Origin of the sequence: Microbacterium terrisoli (assembly GCF_030866805.1) — a bacterium.
GTDB lineage: Bacteria > Actinomycetota > Actinomycetes > Actinomycetales > Microbacteriaceae > Microbacterium > Microbacterium terrisoli.
Window position 1 is genome coordinate 2,966,830 of the sequence record NZ_CP133019.1, and the last position, 16,999, is coordinate 2,983,828.

General features: G+C 69.8%; 14 protein-coding genes. 7 read left to right on the plus strand and 7 right to left on the minus strand.

Annotated features, from left to right (window positions below; genetic code table 11):
• Window positions 1–6: 6 nt before the first annotated feature.
• Together galT and galK are read left to right on the plus strand one after the other, a co-directional pair.
• Entirely contained in the window at window positions 7–1,179 is a 1,173-nt protein-coding gene (gene galT / locus QU603_RS13455) for a galactose-1-phosphate uridylyltransferase (RefSeq protein ID WP_308491884.1), read from the plus strand.
• Window positions 1,176–2,420, plus strand: a complete 1,245-nt coding sequence (galK, locus tag QU603_RS13460; RefSeq protein ID WP_308491885.1) for a galactokinase — start codon at window positions 1,176–1,178, stop codon at window positions 2,418–2,420. Before galT ends, galK begins: the two co-directional genes overlap by 4 nt.
• 7 nt (window positions 2,421–2,427) lie before the next feature.
• Here galK and QU603_RS13465 read toward each other — a convergent pair whose 3' ends face one another.
• The gene (locus tag QU603_RS13465; RefSeq protein ID WP_308491886.1) at window positions 2,428–4,674 is read right to left on the minus strand and encodes a glycoside hydrolase family 3 C-terminal domain-containing protein; all 2,247 of its coding nucleotides are present in this window, start codon (window positions 4,672–4,674) and stop codon (window positions 2,428–2,430) included.
• Between the two features lie 106 nt (window positions 4,675–4,780).
• Here QU603_RS13465 and QU603_RS13470 point away from each other — a divergent pair, with 106 nt between their 5' ends.
• A complete protein-coding gene (locus tag QU603_RS13470) occupies window positions 4,781–5,401 on the plus strand; it encodes a TetR/AcrR family transcriptional regulator (RefSeq protein WP_308491887.1) in 621 nt (206 codons plus the stop codon).
• Between the two features lie 46 nt (window positions 5,402–5,447).
• Here the strand turns inward: QU603_RS13470 and QU603_RS13475 are convergent, their stop codons facing one another.
• The 4 genes from QU603_RS13475 to lplAB all read right to left on the minus strand — a co-directional run bounded on the left by QU603_RS13475 (window position 5,448) and on the right by lplAB (window position 10,005).
• Window positions 5,448–6,434: a TIGR03560 family F420-dependent LLM class oxidoreductase gene (locus QU603_RS13475; RefSeq protein ID WP_308491888.1), complete on the minus strand. Its 987-nt coding sequence runs from the start codon at window positions 6,432–6,434 to the stop codon at window positions 5,448–5,450.
• A 66-nt stretch (window positions 6,435–6,500) separates the two neighbouring features.
• On the minus strand, window positions 6,501–8,027 hold the full coding sequence (locus tag QU603_RS13480; protein WP_308491889.1) for a carboxylesterase/lipase family protein: 1,527 nt from the start codon (window positions 8,025–8,027) through the stop codon (window positions 6,501–6,503).
• Window positions 8,024–8,941 (minus strand): DNA-methyltransferase, encoded by a 918-nt coding sequence (locus QU603_RS13485; RefSeq protein WP_308494026.1) that lies wholly within the window; start codon window positions 8,939–8,941, stop codon window positions 8,024–8,026. The genes QU603_RS13480 and QU603_RS13485 overlap by 4 nt, the downstream gene beginning before the upstream one ends.
• A gap of 14 nt (window positions 8,942–8,955) precedes the next feature.
• The gene (gene lplAB / locus QU603_RS13490) at window positions 8,956–10,005 is read right to left on the minus strand and encodes a lipoate-protein ligase LplAB (RefSeq protein ID WP_308491890.1); all 1,050 of its coding nucleotides are present in this window, start codon (window positions 10,003–10,005) and stop codon (window positions 8,956–8,958) included.
• Between the two features lie 184 nt (window positions 10,006–10,189).
• Between lplAB and QU603_RS13495 the strand changes: the two genes are divergently transcribed.
• Entirely contained in the window at window positions 10,190–11,875 is a 1,686-nt protein-coding gene (locus tag QU603_RS13495) for a DEAD/DEAH box helicase (RefSeq protein ID WP_308491891.1), read from the plus strand.
• Between the two features lie 52 nt (window positions 11,876–11,927).
• On the opposite strand, the gene QU603_RS13500 is transcribed toward QU603_RS13495, so the two are convergent.
• Entirely contained in the window at window positions 11,928–12,779 is an 852-nt protein-coding gene (locus QU603_RS13500; protein ID WP_308491892.1) for an alpha/beta hydrolase, read from the minus strand.
• Between the two features lie 69 nt (window positions 12,780–12,848).
• Between QU603_RS13500 and QU603_RS13505 the strand changes: the two genes are divergently transcribed.
• Both QU603_RS13505 and QU603_RS13510 read left to right on the plus strand, forming a co-directional pair.
• Entirely contained in the window at window positions 12,849–13,334 is a 486-nt protein-coding gene (locus QU603_RS13505; protein ID WP_370655310.1) for a MarR family winged helix-turn-helix transcriptional regulator, read from the plus strand.
• A gap of 5 nt (window positions 13,335–13,339) precedes the next feature.
• On the plus strand, window positions 13,340–14,749 hold the full coding sequence (locus tag QU603_RS13510) for an MFS transporter (RefSeq protein ID WP_308494028.1): 1,410 nt from the start codon (window positions 13,340–13,342) through the stop codon (window positions 14,747–14,749).
• Between the two features lie 18 nt (window positions 14,750–14,767).
• Here the strand turns inward: QU603_RS13510 and QU603_RS13515 are convergent, their stop codons facing one another.
• Window positions 14,768–15,784 carry an NAD(P)-dependent oxidoreductase gene (locus tag QU603_RS13515; protein ID WP_308491893.1) on the minus strand — a complete coding sequence of 339 codons (1,017 nt, stop codon included), beginning with the start codon at window positions 15,782–15,784 and terminating at the stop codon, window positions 14,768–14,770.
• 74 nt (window positions 15,785–15,858) lie between these two features.
• On the opposite strand from QU603_RS13515, the gene QU603_RS13520 reads away from it, so the two are divergent.
• A complete protein-coding gene (locus tag QU603_RS13520) occupies window positions 15,859–16,839 on the plus strand; it encodes a sugar-binding transcriptional regulator (RefSeq protein WP_308491894.1) in 981 nt (326 codons plus the stop codon).
• The last annotated feature ends 160 nt before the right edge of the window (window positions 16,840–16,999 follow it).

Below are 16,999 nucleotides of genomic sequence, written 5' to 3' on the forward strand. Positions count from 1 at the left end.
CTGAACATGCCCGTCCCCACCCCCGCAGACGAGCCGACGGTTCTCGGCGGCGGCATCGTCAGGCGCCGCACCCACCTGGCCGACGGGCGCGAACTCCTCTACTACGACGACCCCGACACGACCCTCGGCCCCGACCGCGCGGTCGACGCGCGCACTCTCGACCCGCGGCCCGAGACGGCCACGATGCGCCAGGACGTGCTCACCGGCGACTGGATCTCGGTCGCCGCCGCCCGCCAGAACCGCGCGTTCCTTCCGCCTGCCGAGCTGGACCCGCTTGCTCCCCAGACCCCGACCAATCCCAGCGAGATTCCCTCGCGCTACGACGTCGCGGTGTTCGAGAACCGTTCCCCGTCATTCGGCCCGGCACTGGCCGAGGCCACAGCCGCCGCCCCCGCCGCGGGGAATCCTCCCGAGGGGCTCGACGATCTCGCCTCGCTCGGGCTCGGGCGCGAGCGCACGAGCGTCGGTCGCTGCGAGGTCGTATGCTTCAGCCCCGAGACCACCGGCTCGTTCGGCACGCAGACCGAGACCCGCGCGCGCACCGTGATCGAGGCGTGGGCAGATCGCACCGCCGCGCTGTCGGCACTGCCGGGCATCGAGCAGGTGTTCCCGTTCGAGAACCGCGGTGAGGCGATCGGGGTGACCCTGGGCCACCCGCACGGCCAGATCTACTCGTACCCCTACATCACACCGCGCACACTGCGGACCCTGGCAAGCATCGAACGCACCTCGCCGACGCTGTTCGCCGACATCCTCGACGCCGAACGCTCATCCGAGCGGGTCGTGCTCGAGGGCCTGCACTGGAGCGCGTACGTGCCGTTCGCCGCCCGCTGGCCGCTCGAAGTGCATCTGATGCCCCACCGTCAGGTCGCTGATTTCACCGAGACCTCCGATGCGGAACGCGACGAGCTGGCCCGCCTGTATCTGCTGCTGCTGCGCGGCGTCGACGCGCTCTACCCGACTCCGACCCCCTACATCGCCGCATGGCATCAGGCGCCGGTGCGCGTGGCCCGCGACTCGTATCGCCTGCACCTCGAGCTGACCAGCCCTCGTCGTGCGGCCGACAAGCTCAAGTACCTGGCCGGGTCAGAGGCGGCGATGGGCGCCTGGATCGCCGACATCCCACCCGAGACCGCCGCCGCCCGACTGCGCGACGCGCTGGCGGGGGTGTCCCGATGACTGCAGAGGCGACGATGGATGCCGCACCCGACCCGCGCGTGCCGGCCGCCGGCGCCGCGGCACAGGCCCTGTTCGCCTCGACATTCGGCGCCTCGACGTTCGGCGCCTTGCCGACCGGCGCATGGTCGGCCCCCGGCCGGGTGAACCTCATCGGCGAGCACACCGACTACAACGAGGGGTTCGTCCTCCCGTTCGCGATCGATCGGCGCACCCATGTCGCCGCGGCCCTCAACGGCACCGGCCGCATCCGGGTCGCCTCGACGTTCGCCGACGCACCCGCCGAAGCCGCGCTCGACGACCTCGACGTCATGTTCCCGGCCTCAGAGGCCCGCTCCGACGCACCGCGCGTCACTGAGTGGGCGACCTACCCGCTCGGCGTGGCATGGGCACTGCGCCTGGCCGGCACTGCGGCGGGCGCGGGCGTCGACATCGCGATCGCCTCGGACGTCCCGGTCGGGGCGGGACTCTCCTCGTCCGCCGCGATCGAGGGGGCCGTGGCATCCGCCCTCAACGACCTGTTGGGTGCGGGCCTGGGCCCCGTCGCCCTCGCGCAGATCGGGCGCCGCGCCGAGAACGAGGCGGTGGGCGCCCCCACCGGCATCATGGACCAGATGGCCGCGATGCTCGGCCGCACCGATGCCGCAATCTTCCTGGACTGCCGGTCGCTGGCCGCCGACATCGTCGACCTCGGCTTCTCGGCGGCGGGTCTGGAGATCGTCGTCATCGACACACGCGTCTCGCACGCGCACTCCACCGGCGGCTACCGCGAGCGCCGCGACGCGTGCGAACGCGGTGCGGCGCTGATGGGAGTGCCCGCTCTTCGGGACGTCTCGGTCGGTGACCTCGAGCGCGCGCAGCAGGTGATGGATGCGGTGACCTTGCGCCGTGTGCGCCATGTGGTGACCGAGAATCAGCGGGTGCTGGACACCGTGCGGGCGCTGCGAGCGGGAAGTCCGGCCGAGATCGGACCGCTGCTGGATGCCTCGCACGCCTCGATGCGCGACGACTTCGAGATCTCGACACCCGAACTGGACGTCGCCGTGGAGGCCGCCCGCGCCGCGGGCGCACTGGGCGCACGCATGACCGGCGGCGGGTTCGGCGGGGCCGCCATCGCCCTGACCCCGCACGAGCGGATCGACGCGGTCGCCGAGGCTGCGGCATCCGCCTTCGCCTCGGCCGGCTTCGCCGCCCCGCACGTGTTCACGGTCGCCCCGTCGCACGGCGCGCGCCGCGACGCGTGAGCGGCGCTCAGCGCCCGGCGTTCGCCGCCGCCAGCAGACCCTCGATCTGCTCGCGGGTGACCGGGACGCCGGGGAAGCCCACCATGCGTCCGATGGGGAAGGACGCCATCATCTTGGCCATGCCGTCGTCGTCGTCGAAGCCGCCCGTGAGCGCGGCCATGGCCTGCTGCACGACCGGGCCGGCGACCGGGTCGGCCAGCAGGTCGCCGACAGAGGATTCCATGGTCAGTGGCAGCCGCACCTCGTCGCCGGCGATCTGCACCGTGGTCGCGGTGCGGATGTCGCGGCTCGACGAGCCGACCTCGACGGTGTAGGCACCGCCCTCCATGACCCAGCGGTCCACGCGCACGTCCCAGTACGCCAGGTCGGCGCGGCGCACCGTGAGAGTGACCTCCCGTGTCTGGCCGGGCGCCAGCTGAAGCGAGGCGAACGCCTTCAGTTCGCGCGGTGCGCGCTGCACGATCGATCCGGCGCGGCCGGTGTAGACCTGCACCACCTCTCGACCGGCGACAGCACCCGTGTTGGTCACCGGCACGGTCACGGTCACATCGCCCGACGAGGTGACCGCGGCCGCGGCATCCCCGTACGAGAACGTCGTATACGACAGCCCGTGGCCGAACGGGTAGGCCACCTCGAGCCCGCGCGCGTCATACCACCGATAGCCGACGAGCACGCCCTCGCCGTAGCGCACGTGCCCGAACTCGCCGGGGAAGCCACCGTACGACGGGCTGTCCTCCAGCCGCAGCGGGATGGTCTCGGTGAGCCTTCCCGACGGGTTCACGGCGCCCAGCAGCACGTCGGCCGTCGCCGATCCCCCCGCCTGACCCAGCAGCCATCCTTCGACGATCGCCGGCACCCGGTCGCGGAACGGCAGCGCCACCACTCCCCCGTTGGAGAGCACGACCACCGTGCGCGGGTTGGCGGCAACGACCGCATCGAGCACGGCCAGCTGCGCGGCAGGCAGGTCGATGTGCTCGCGGTCGTAGCCCTCGGACTCGGCCGCTGCCGGCAGCCCGAGAAAGACCACTGCCACCTCGGCGGCAGCGGCGGCAGCGACCGCATCGGCGGCCAGCTGCGCATCGTCGTCGTGGCCGGTCAGCGAGAAGCCCGGCGCGTACGCGGCATCGGACACCACCTCGCGGATCGCGTCCAGCGCCGTGTCGAGCCGGGTCGGATTGATCAGCGACGAGCCCGCCCCCTGATAGCGCGGCGTCTCGGCGAACGCGCCGATCACGGCGATCTTCTGACCGGCGTGCAACGGCAGCAGCGCGCCGTCGTTCTTCAGCAGCACGATCGAGCGGCCGGCCGCTTCGCGTGCCAGCGCGTGGTGGGCGGCGACCCAGCGGCCATCGTCGATGTCGGGGCCGGATGCCGGGGGCCTGGCCTGTGCCTTGCGCACGAGGTCGAGCACCCGGCCGGCCGCGACATCCAGTGCCCGCTCGTCCAGCGTGCCGCCCTGCACCGCGGCGACCAGCTGGGCATCGGTGCGCCCACCGCTGGCGGGCATCTCGAGATCCAATCCCGCCGGCAGCCCCTTCACCCGGTCGTTGACCGCGCCCCAATCCGAGACGACGAGGCCCTCGAAACCCCACTCGTCCCGCAGCACGTGCGTGAGCAGCCACGGGTCCTCGGAGGCATACACGCCGTTGATGCGGTTGTACGAGCACATCACCGTCCACGGCTGGGCGTCTTCGACCACGTGCTGGAATGCGCGCAGATAGATCTCGCGCAGCGGCCGGGGATCGACGTCGCTGCTGGCGCGCATGCGGTCGAACTCCTGGTTGTTGGCCGCGAAGTGCTTCAACGACGCGCCGACGCCCCGCGACTGGATGCCGCGCACCAGGCCCGCGCCCATGACCCCGGCCAGGATCGGGTCCTCGGAGAAGTACTCGAAGTTGCGCCCGCACAGCAGCGACCGCTTGATGTTCACGCCCGGTCCCAGGATCACTGCGACGTCTGCGATCGCCGATTCGACGCCGAGGGCGACGCCGACGCGTTCGGCCAGCGCGGGATCGAACGACGCGCCCAGCCCGACCGCCGGGGGAAAGCACGTCGCCGGCACGCTGTCGGCGATGCCCAGGTGATCGGCCGATCCCGCCTGCCTGCGCAGCCCGTGCGGTCCGTCGGTGAGCATGATCGACGGGATGCCGGCATCCGGCACCGCCTTGGTCGTCCAGAAGTCCGCTCCGCTGGTCAGCGACGCCTTCTGCTCGAGCGTCAGGCCCGACGCATCGACGGGAATCCAGTCGGTCATGACATCACCTTTCACCCAGCGACCTCGCCGCTGCTCGACGGCGAGCACCACAGAAACCTTACGATACTCGGTTTCCATTGGCCGCACCCCGGCCTATCGTGTGGCTATGCCGAAACACAGCGCGAGTGCGCGCGGTTCATATGCCAAGGGCATCGTCAAACGCGAAGAGATCCTGACCCGTGCGCTCGAGGTCATCGCCCGCGAGGGGTACCGCGGCGCGTCGGTCAAGGAGATCGCCGCGGCGGCAGAGCTCAGTCAGGCAGGACTGCTGCACTACTTCGGCTCGAAAGAAGAGCTGTTCACCGCGATTCTGCGCAAGCGCGACGAGGTCGACACCGGCCAGGCCGGCGTGGACGGCCGCAGCCGCGACATCCCCCTGGATGAGCTGCGCGGCGAGGTCGTGCGCATCATCAGGCACAACAGCGAGGTGCCCGGCCTCGTGGAGCTGTTCTCCCGCCTGGCCGTGGACGCCGCCGACACCGCGCACCCCGCGCACGCGTTCTTCGTCGAGCGCGGCACTGCCCTGCGCGACGTGTTCACCCGCTCGCTGACCGCCGGCCAGGCAGACGGATCCGTGCGCGACGACATCAATCCGGCCACGATGGCCCGGGCGCTGCAGGCGATCGCCGACGGCGCGCAGCTGCAATGGATGCTGCAGCCCGAGGTCGACATGACGACGGTCGTGGACGCCCTGTTCGTGCTGTTGTCGCCGCCGTCCACGCGCTGACCGCACGCGCCGACCGGCCCCGCATGGCCCCTCACGACAGCGCGGGTCACGACAGCGCGGGGATGACCTCCCGCTCGAACAGCTCGACACCCGAGGTGTCGTACGCGAGCTCGGGGAAGTAGTGGATGCTGTACCCCAGCCCGTGATCGCGACGACGGGTCAGGCGCTCGACGACCTGCTCGGGCGTGCCGAAGCCGTCCGAGGCGAGGTACTCCTGCTCGACCTGGTCCGCGCGCTCCTGACCGAGGTGCGGCAGCAGCCGCGCCTTCACCGCGGCAAGACGCTCGTGCGCTTCGGCCTCGGTGGCACCCACGATCGTGTTGAAGTTCGACGACCGCACGATCTCGGCCTGATCGCGCCCGAGCGCCTCGCAGTGCCCGCGCAGCGCGGCATCCTTGCGCGTGAACTCTTCGAGCGTGCCGGTGAAGTTCGTGTACGACGCGTACTGCGCGGCGATCTTCAGGGTCACCTTCAACCCGTCTCCGGCGATCCACAGCGGGACGCCACCGGGCTGGAGAGGAAGCGGGCGCATGATGGCGCCGTCGACCTGGTACTTACGGCCGTCGAGGGTCGCGGTGCCGGTGGTCCACGCCTGGTGCATGATCTCCACTCCCTCCCGCAGCATGCGCAGCCGCTGCGGGATCTCGGGGAATCCATAGCCGTAGGCGCGCCACTCGTGCTCGTACCACCCGCCGCCGATGCCCATCTCCAGCCGCCCCGACGAGACGTGGTCGATCGTGGCGGCGACCTTCGCGAGGTAGGCGGGGTTGCGGTAGCCGATGCACGTGCACATCTGGCCGATGCGCACCCGTGAGGTGGATGCCGCGAACGCCGCCATCAGCGCCCATGCCTCGTGCGTGGCCTCGGCGCTGGGCACCGGAGTGGTGTGGAAGTGGTCGTACACCCACAGCGATTCCCAGGGTCCGGTGTCGGCACGCTGCGCGAGTGAGCGCATCGTGGCCCAATGATCGGCGGGGTCGATGCCCACCAGGTCGAAGCGCCAGCCCTGAGGAAGAAAAGTTCCGAATCGCATGACGCCAGCCTATGGCCGGGGGCCCCGGCGCCTGAGCCGGCGCAGCGACGGCAACAGCTGCACCGGCTACAGCAACGCCCGCACCGACGCGTAGGCGTCCGGCATGTCGTGCACCGTCGTGTCGTACACCCGGGCGATGCCCCGCTCATCCGTCGGCGGCCAGCCGGGATCGCCGTCGACCACGAACGCGACAGCCGCCGCGTGCACGGCATCGGCGAGCGCCTGCGGCGGGTTCGGGCCTGCCAGCGGGACCATCGCCGGCCCGTCCAGGCAGTCGAAGAAGAACGGCACGTCCAGGCAATGCTCTGCGAAGCCGAAGCGGCCCGACGGCCACGAGAAGCGATACACCCACGTGGGTGCGGCATCGGCGATGTCGCCTGCCGCCTCACGCCGGGCCGCTGCGATCTGCACCACCGCGGTCCGGAACAGACGGTCGGTGACCAGGCGCCCGCCCAGGCGCGCCTTGCCCTTGGCCGCGACATCGGCGTTGGCGGCCAGGTACTCCTTGCGTGCCGTCCCCGTCAGCCCCAGCTTGCGCAGCAGCAGCCCGCGCGGCACCCAGCGCAGCTTCTCACCCGCCTCCGCGAGCACCATCGTGAACTCGTCGTCGGTCGTTCCGAGCACGAGCGGCTTGTCGGCACCGACACCCGCGCGCAGCGAGTCGCGTGTGGGGCGCGGCAGCAGGTCACCGTCCACGACCGGTCCCAGCGGCAGCCCGTCGTCGATGATCGAGCTCATGCGGCCGGGGTCGAGCGCGGTCGCGTTCTTCTGCAGCTCGAGCACACGCAGCTCGCTCAGCGACGACAGCCCGGCCCGTGTGGGTGCGACGGAGCCCGCCTCGGCCACGGCGCGCCCGAGCGCCTCGGAACGCTCGGCGGACACGTCGGCGAGCACACCCGACAGTGCGTAAGCGCTGTGGAACAGGTGCTGAGCGGCCGGCATGCCCAGCAGCGTCAAGACGGCCCCACCGCCGGCCGACTGCCCGGCGATGGTCACCCGGTCCGGGTCTCCCCCGAACGCGGCGATGTTCTGCTGCACCCACTCCAGCGCCAGCAGCCAGTCGCGCACGGCGCGGTTGGAGGGGGCATCCTCGATCCACCCGAAGCCGTCGAAGCCCACGCGATACGACAGCGACACGGTCACGACGCCGTCCCGGTTGAATGCGCGTCCGTCGTACCAGGGGCTGGCCGGAGAACCGCTGATGTAGCCGCCGCCGTGGATCCACACGAGCACCGGCAGGCCTGCAGCCTCGGGATCGGGAGTGAACACGTTGACGTTGAGCGTGGAGTCCCCGGGGATGCTCGGCTCGGGGATGAGTGTGATCCCCGGGTCGCCGCGCTGCGCGGTCGGGCCGAACGCGAGCGCGTCGCGCACTCCCTGCCACGGCGCTTTGGGCACCGGGGCCGCGAACCGCAGCTCGCCCACCGGCGCCTCGGCGAACGGGATGCCCAGGAAGGCCACCGACCGCGGGTACCGGCCGCCGGCTGCGGTGGGACGGCGGCATCCGCGCACACGCCCTGCCGCGGTCTCGACCTCGACGTACTCCTCCTCGGGGGTGGGACTGCGGGGTGCGTCGGCGGACTGCTGTGTCATGGTGACTCCTTTTTCCCGGCCAGCCGGGCCTGTGGCATCCTGCGGCGCATGACCTCGATCGCGTCGGCGTTGTCGTCCACCAGCACGGCGTGCCGGCCGAGGGCAGCGGCCACCGCCCCGGTCGTGCCGCTGCCGGCGAACAGGTCGAGCACGCGATCGCCCTCACGGCTGGAGGCCTGCACGATGCGGCGCAGCACTCCCTCGGGCTTCTGCGTCGGGTAGCCGGTCTTCTCCCGGCCCGTGGTCGGCACGATCGTATGCCACCACACATCGGTGGGGAGCTTGCCGCGCGCCGCCTTCTCGGGCGTGACCAGTCCCGGGGCCATGTACGGCTCGCGATCGACGGCCGACGAGTCGAACCAGTAGCGACCGGGGTCCTTCACGTAGACCAGGATCGTCTCGTGCTTGGTGGGCCAGCGACGCCTGCTCTTCGCGCCGTAGTCGTAGACCCACACGATCTCGTTGAGAAACCGGTCGCGGCCGAACAGGGCGTCCATCAGCACTTTCGCGTAGTGCACCTCGCGGAAGTCGAGGTGCAGATACAGCGTGCCGTCCTCGGCCAGCAGCCGCCACGCCTCGCGCAGCCGCGGCTCGAGGAACGCCCAGTAGTCGTCGAACCGGTCGTCGTAGGCGCGCAGGTCTCCGCGCAGCCGCTCGTACTCGCGCCCGTGGAACCCGTGCCGGCGGACCGGCTCAGAGGCGTCGTCGGAGGCGGGGGCCGCGGCAGGAGTCGCGGATGCCGTGGCCAGGGCGGTCTCGACGACCCGGGTGCGCACCCGCCCGGTGTTGAACGGCGGGTCCAGGTAGATCAGCGTGAACGACGCATCCGGCAGCGAGCGGGCGACCTCGAGGTTGTCGCCGTGGTGGATCTGGACGGTTCCCACCGGCGACGGCGGGGAAGAAGCGGCATCCACTGCCTGGTGCCCGATCACGGCACGCGGTTCAACCACGCGTCGGTGGCGAACTTCGAGGCGACCAGCGCCTCGGCCTCGGCATATTCCTCGTCGGTGATGTGCCCGGTGGTCGCGCCGTACAGATCCGTGAACGTCGTGATGAATCGCTCGATGATCTCCTCGCGCGACATGCCCGTCTGGCTGCGCAGCGGATCCACGCGCTTGGCCGCCGACACGGTGCCCTTGTCGCTCAGCTTCTCGCGGCCGATGCGCAGCACCTCGGTCATGACCTGACCGTCCATGTCGTAACTCAGGGTCGCGTGGTGCAGCACACCGCCGTTGGCCAGGCGCTTCTGCGCGGCGCCGCCGATCTTGCCACTGGGGCCGGCGATGTCGTTCAGCGGCTGGTACACGGCGTCGATGCCGAGCGAGCGCAGCGCCTGCAGCACCCAGTCGTCCAAGAACGCGTACGAGTCGGCGAACGTCATCCCGGCCACGAGCGATGCGGGTACGTACAGCGAGTACGTCACGATGGAATTCGCGCCCATCATCATGGCGCCGCCGCCCGAGATGCGCCGCACGATGTCGTACCCGTGCTTGCGTGCACCGTCGGGGTCGACCTCGTTGCGCACCGATTGGAACGAGCCGATCACGACGGCCGATTCATCCCACTCCCACATGCGCAAGGTCGGGTTGCGCCGGCCATCGCCCACGCGGGTGGTGAGCACTTCGTCCAGGGCGAGGTTCATGCGCGGCGAGACCGGCTTGTCGTGCACGACCTCCCACGCGAAGTCGCGCCACCCGGGCGCGGTGACCAGCGCGCGCCGCACGGCGGTGCCGACGGATTCGGGGGTGAACCCCAGCAGCTGCGCGCCCTCGGGCAGCGCGGCGCGCACCGCGGCGGCGATGGTGACCGCATCCGCGGTGTCGGGCAGTGCGTTGACGGCGGCATCGATGTCTGCCAGCGCGTCGTCGGGTTCGAGGAAGAAGTCCCCTGACAGATGGAAATCGACGATCCGTCCGTCGCGTACGTCGAGGTCGACGACGACGAGCTTTCCGCCCGGGACCTTGTACTCACCGTGCATGCTCTCAGCCTAAGGCGGCGCGGACCGGTAGTGTGGATGCTGCGGCCCTGCCGCTGCGTCGTCGACACGCTCCCTGCGACCGGGCCTCAACCCGTCGCGGTTTCTCTCGAACGGCGAACCGATGCGCACACCTGCGCCGTCGCCATCTCGCGCATTTCCACGCGCCTTGCCCGAAAGCACCCCTTTGTCTTCTTTCCTCTCTCTCGGTGTGCCCGAGAAGCTCGCCGACGTCCTTGCCGCATCCGGCAAGACCGAAGCGTTCCCCATCCAGACCGACACGCTGCCGGACTCTCTGTCCGGCCGTGACGTGCTCGGCCGCGGCCGGACCGGCAGCGGCAAGACGATCGCGTTCGCCGTCCCCCTGGTCGCCCGCCTGACCGGCACGTCGGCGCGCCCGCGCCGCCCGCGCGGGCTCGTGCTCGCTCCGACCCGCGAGCTGGCTTCGCAGATCGCCGCGACCGTGGCGCCCCTGGCCGATGCGGTGGGCCTGACCGTCACGACCGTCTTCGGCGGTGTGAGCCAGCGCCCGCAGGAGCAGGCGCTCGCGCGCGGCGTCGACATCGTCGTCGCGTGCCCCGGACGCCTCGAAGATCTCATGAAGCAGGGCGTCGCCGACCTCGGCGACGTCGCGGTGACGGTGCTCGACGAGGCGGACCACATGGCCGACCTCGGGTTCCTTCCCGGCGTCAAGCGCATCATGGGCGCCACCCCCGCCATCGGGCAGCGGATGCTGTTCAGCGCCACCCTGGACCGTGGCGTCGACACGATCGTCCAGCGCTTCCTGCACGACGCGGTCACGCACTCGGTGGACGAGTCATCCGTCCCGCAGGGCCAGCTGACCCACCGCGTGTTCGTCGTGGACCCCGACGACAAGGCCACGCTCGTGCGCCACCTCGCGTCGGGCCAGGGCAAGCGGATTCTGTTCATGCGCACGAAGCACCAGGCCAAGAAGCTGGCCAAGCAGCTGACAGCGGCGGGCATCCCCTCCGTGGATCTGCACGGCAACCTGTCGCAGAACGCGCGTGAGCGCAACCTCGCCGCGTTCGGCGCCGACCCCGTCGACGGCGGCGTACGGGTGCTGGTGGCCACCGACGTCGCAGCGCGCGGCGTGCACGTGGACCACGTCGAACTGGTCGTGCACGTCGACCCGCCGGTCGAGCACAAGGCGTACCTGCACCGCTCGGGCCGCACCGCCCGTGCCGGGGAGGAGGGCACTGTGGTCACCGTGACCCTGCCCGAGCAGCGTCGCGACGTGAACGACCTGCTGCGCAAGGCGAAGCTCAACGTGCCGTTCGAGGCGGTCAGGCCGCAGGATGCCGCCGTCTCGATCCTCGTCGGCGAGCCCGCACCCTACGTGACCCCGGCGCCGCCGGTGGCCGCACCCGCCCGGGGCGGGTCGTCGGGCAAGGGCGGTTCGTCGGGCCGGGGCGGTTCGACGGGCCGGGGCGGTTCGGCCGGCCGGAGCGGTTCGGCCGCCCCGGGCGGTCGGGGCGCGCACAGCGCAGCCGGCGCGGCGCAGGGCGGCGGCCGTCGCGGCGGCCGCGGACAGCGCACCGGCGCAGACTCACGCGTTGATGCTCCCAGCGCATCAACACGTGAGCCGCGCCGACCCCGCACTGCAGATGCCGCGAAGCAGAGCGGCCAGCGCGACGGCGCTGACCGTTCGGGCACGCAGCGCTCGAGCACGCAGCGCTCGGGCACGCAGCGCCCTGGCACCCAGCACTCCGCCAACCAGCGCTCGAGCGGACAGGCTCACTCCTCTGCACCGCAGGCCGGGCGCACCGCGTCGGGCAAGCCGACCATCGGCGCCACGGTCGGCGGCGCCCGGTCGCGGGGATCGCGCCGCGCGTCGTACCCCGGCGGGCGCTGACCCGGCGCGCTGACCGGGCGGGCGCTGACCCGGCGCGCTGCCGAAGCGGGGGTCAGTCCCGGCCCGCGAAGCGTGCGTTCAGCCAGGCGAGCACGTCGGCACGCACCTCGGCCTGCATGACCTCGTTGAACAGCTCATGGCGGGCATCGGGGTAGACGAGGGTCGTGACGTCGGTCAGTCCGGAGCGCTGGCGGTACGCGTCGGCGAGCCGGTGCACGCTGCGGGGGCCTCCGACCGGGTCGTCGCGACCGACGATCAGCAGCAGCGGAATGTCACGGCCGAGGTCCTTGCGCGGCCGCCCGTACAGCTGCACGGCGTTGAACGGGCCGAACAGCCGCAGCAGCGGCACCGACACCGTCAACGGATCGGCCATGAACTCCTCGGCCACGCGCGGGTCGGAGGACAGCCATGCCATGCCCGTGGCATCCTCCTTCTTCCATCGGGCGTTCAGATCTCCCGCATTCAGTCCGGTGGGAGTGAGCAACGCAGACCCCGACAGGATCACCGCGTCGTAGGCCTCGGGGTGCCGATTCACCAGCATCTGCGCGAGGAACGACCCCCACGAGTGTCCCAGCACCACCAGCGGCAGCCCCGGATTCTCCTCGCGGATCAGCTGCGTGAACTGCCAGAGCGCGTCGACGGCCGCCCCGTGTCCGCCGCGACCGAGGTGTCCGAGCCGGGAGGCATCACCGCCGTGCTGCCGCATGCCGGTGCGCCCGTGTCCGCGATGGTCGTCGGCATAGACGGTGAAGCCGTCCGAGGTCAACACGTCGATCAGCGCCGTGTAGCGACCGGCGTGCTCGCCCACGCCGTGGAGGAGCTGGATGACCCCGCGGGCCGCGCCCTGCGCGGGGTGCACGTCGTAGACGATCGCAATGCCGTGTGCATCGGTGAACTCGGGCATGGCGAGAGCCTATCGCCTGCCCCCACGATATTTACTTAGCAAGACTAATAAGGTAGGCTAAAGAATTACATGGCTGAACAACGCAGAGCACCCGACACGTCCGTCGCGACGACGACATCCGACATCGAAGTCCCCGCAGAGGATGCCGCGGCCGCCCGCGATCTGCGGATGGCCACCTTCCGGCTGAGCAGGCGACTGCGCTCCGAACGTGGCCTGGACACGATGAGCGACGCGCAGTTCGCGGTGCTTGCCACGCTCAGCCATCACGGACCCCACACGCTGGGCGAACTCGCCGAGCGTGAACGGGTGACGGCGCCTTCGATGAACCGCACGGTGAACTGCCTCGAAGAGGGCGGGTGGCTCACCCGCACCCCCGACGAGGACGACCGACGCAAGGTCAACATCCAGATCACCGACACCGGGCGGGATCTCGTCAGCGAGACGGTGCGCCGCCGCGACCGGTGGCTGGCCACGGTCGTTGCGGGCCTCACTCCCGCCCAACGCCGCACACTGACCAAAGCCGCCGAGATCATGCACGAGATGGCCGCCCGATGAAGTCGATGTTCCGCTCGCTCGGCCTGTTCAACTACCGCGTCTGGTTCATCGGCGCTCTGGTCTCCAACATCGGCGGCTGGATGCAGTCCACCGCACAGGACTGGGTCGTGCTCACCGAGCTGACGCACAACGACGCCACCGCGATGGGCGTGACGATGGCGCTGCAGTTCGGTCCGCCCCTGGTGCTGGTGAGCATCACCGGATGGGTCGCCGACCACTTCGACAGACGCAAGCTGCTCATGTGCACGCAGACCGCGCTGGGCCTGCTCGCGATCACCGTCGGCGTGCTGCTGCTCACGCACGTGATGACCCTGCCCATGATGTGGCTGTTCGCGGGCCTGTTCGGCGTGGCCAACGCCTTCGACTCCCCCGCCCGGCAGGCGTTCGTCTCGGATGTCGTCTCGCGTGAGAACGCGGCGAACGCCGTCGCCTTGAACTCGGCATCCTTCAACACCGCACGCCTGATCGGACCCGCCGTGGGCGGCGTCATGATCGTGCTGGTGGGCACCGGCTGGATGTTCATCGTCAACGCCGCGACATTCCTGGCCATGCTGTTCGCGTTGACGATCATGCGGCAGAGCGAGCTGCAACCGCGGGTGAGGGCGACGGATGCCTCGCGCCTGGCCGACGGCTTCCGCTACGTCGCCGGGCGCCCCGACCTGATCGTGCTGTTCGTCATGGTGTTCCTCATCGGCGCGTTCGGCATGAACTTCGCCATCTTCGCCTCGACGATGGCGCTGGAGTTCGGCCTGAAGGCCGACGGCTACGGGGCCTTGAGCTCCATGCTGGCTATAGGTTCGCTGGCAGGTGCCCTCATGGCGGCCCGACGCGATCGCGCCCGGCTGCGCGTGGTGATCGTCGCCGCCGGCGGGTTCGGCGTCACCTCGCTCGTCTCGTCGGCCATGCCGGTGTACTGGATGTACGGCGCCGTCATCGTGTTCGTGGGCTTTTCCACCGTCTCGATGCTGACCACCGCGAACGGCTACGTGCAGACCACCACCGCGCCGCACCTGCGCGGCCGGGTGCTGGCACTGTACATGGCGGTGATCATGGGTTCCACCCCGATCGGCGCACCGATCGCCGGATGGGTGGCCACCACGTTCGGCGCGCGCGCGGCGATCCAGCTGGGTGCGGCCGCCGGCATCATCGCGTGCGTCATCGGCGCGGTGTGGCTGGTCACCTCGGGGCGTCTGCACCGCAGCGAAGAGCGCCGGTTCGCGTTGACGATCGATGAGACCCGACCCATCAGCGTCGTGGCGGCGATGGCCCCCGAGGAGTTCAGCGACGAGATCGCACAGACGACCCCGATCCCGATCACCGACCGCGAGGCGCCCCTGTGCCCCACGGCGAGCGAGACCGCGGTGAGCCCGACGGGCACGACCAAGCGCCGTGCATCCGGTGGCTCGGTCGCCTGACGAACGTCAGGCGATCGCTCAGGCGAGCCTGTGCTGAAGTTGCTCGCCGCGGACGAACCGCATAAGTTCGCTCAGCCCCAGCTGCAATCCGCGTTGCTGCGTCTGAGCGGTCGCGCCGCCCAGATGTGGCGAGAGGATCACGTTCGACAGCATGGCGAGCTCCGGCCACGCGCCGTCCGGCTCGCATACGTCTAGCGCGGCGCCGGCGAGGCTGCCTGACATCAGCGCGGCCAACAGCGCCGTCTCATCAACCAGGCTCTCGCGTGAGGTGTTGATCAGAACCGCGCCGGGCTTCATGGATGCCAGGAATGGAGCGTCCACAAGCCTCGTGGTCTCTGGAGTGGCCTTCGCGTGCAGCGTGATCACATCGCTGCGGGCGGACAGCTCACCAAGGCCGACCATTTCGACGCCGGTCGGGTGCTCCGTCACAAAGGGATCGTGCACCAGTACCCTCATATCGAGCCGACGCGCCTGCCGTCCGACCAGCCTGCCGATCGCCCCATATCCCACGATGCCGATGGTCAGTCCGCGCGGTTCTCTCCCCGTCCATTGCCCGCCGATGAATGTCGAGTCGAGGTGCCGCCCGCCCGCTTCCGCCAGTTTCACGAGCGACTGGCTCGCCTGAGGCACACGACGCAGCAGCAGATGCAGATAGGCGATCGTGAGGTCGCAGACCGAAGGCGCATTCTTCGCCGGCGTGTTCACCACGGCCACATCCAGCGCAGCAGCGGCATCCAGGTCGACGTTGACAGGACCTCCACGCAGGCATACAACGAGTCGGATTTGCCGATGTTGCTCAAGCAGAGTCCGCGTCACCGGCGCCGCATGCACGACCATCGCCGAATGGTCTGCGATCCACGTCGAGATGACCGCGGGGTCACCCTGATACTCACGCAACGGCGGCAAGTAGGGTCGAGCAACGGGATCGACAGTGGCATAAGTCGGCTCGATCTCCGGGCGGAGCGCTTCCACCGCGGGCCGCATGACCTCGACTGGCATGTAGCTGTCCCCGATGACCAGAACTGACGTCGGCATCTCACCTCCGCATGGATGGACTGAGAGAGTAACATACGTTCAGTTATTGAACGTATGTGCAGGAGCGAGGAACAATGACATTCCACGGCGTCGCCGGCCAACGCAACGCGGAACCACCCCGTCGGGACAACGACACCGAGCATCAAAAGCTCGTACGCGTCGCCTGGCTCTATTACCGCGAGAACCTGACACAGGCGCAGATTGCTCAGCAGTTGCACGTGTCCCGCCCGACAGTGGCCCGACTCCTCGAACGCGCCAGACAAGCGAGCATCGTGACCATCGACATCGACACCACCGGGGTGGGTGGGCTCGAACTCATCGATGGACTGCGCCAGAAGTACGAACTCCGAGACATTGTGATCGTGCCGCAGGTGAGCGAGGACAGTTCTGCCGAGGTGACGAACAGCAGGCTGGCGGTCGAAGCAGCGCAATACATGCGTCGGTTCCTCCGGCCTGGCGCTGTGATCGGCGTGGGGTGGGGTGACACTGTGCTGCGTACGTTGCTCGCGCTGAGCCCTTCATCACTGAGCGGCGTCACATTCGCCACAATCACCGGCGGCATCGACGCATACACGACCAAGGTGAGCGGCACGACCAACAACGGGATCTCGGACTACATCCGTTTCGTGCCGGCCCCGTTGCTGGCTTCCAGCCCCGCCATCGCCTCGGCGCTGCGTCACGAACGCGCAGTGACGAACGTCTTGGACATGGCGAGGGCGTCGGACGCTGCCCTCATCGGGATCGGTGGCGCCATTGCCACCGCCACGATCCTGCACACAGGCGTCGTCACGGAACAGCAGATCGTCGACTACCAGCGGCGCGGCGCCGTCGGTGACATTCTCGGCGAGTGGTATGACGAAACAGGCACTGTCCTGGCCGTCGACTTGCAGAAGATCAGGATCGGGCTGGCCATCCGCGAGTTGCAGACGATGAAACACGTGGTGGGCGTCGCTGGCGGCATCGACAAGCTCGCGGCGATCCGTGGCGCACTCATGGGCCGCTACCTGCACACCCTCATCACCACCGAGGACGTCGCCCGCGCGCTGGCCTCCTAGTCCCTCCAAAGCTCGACCCCTCTCTCCCCGCGGCGCTCGGCCTGAGCAAATGTTCAATGTACGATCATGTGTTTGACGTGCGTTCTCACGCTTGTTAGATTCAGCGTGATCGTGGAGGCACCGTGAGCCAGTCACTGGTGAGTCGGACGCCGCCAGGGAA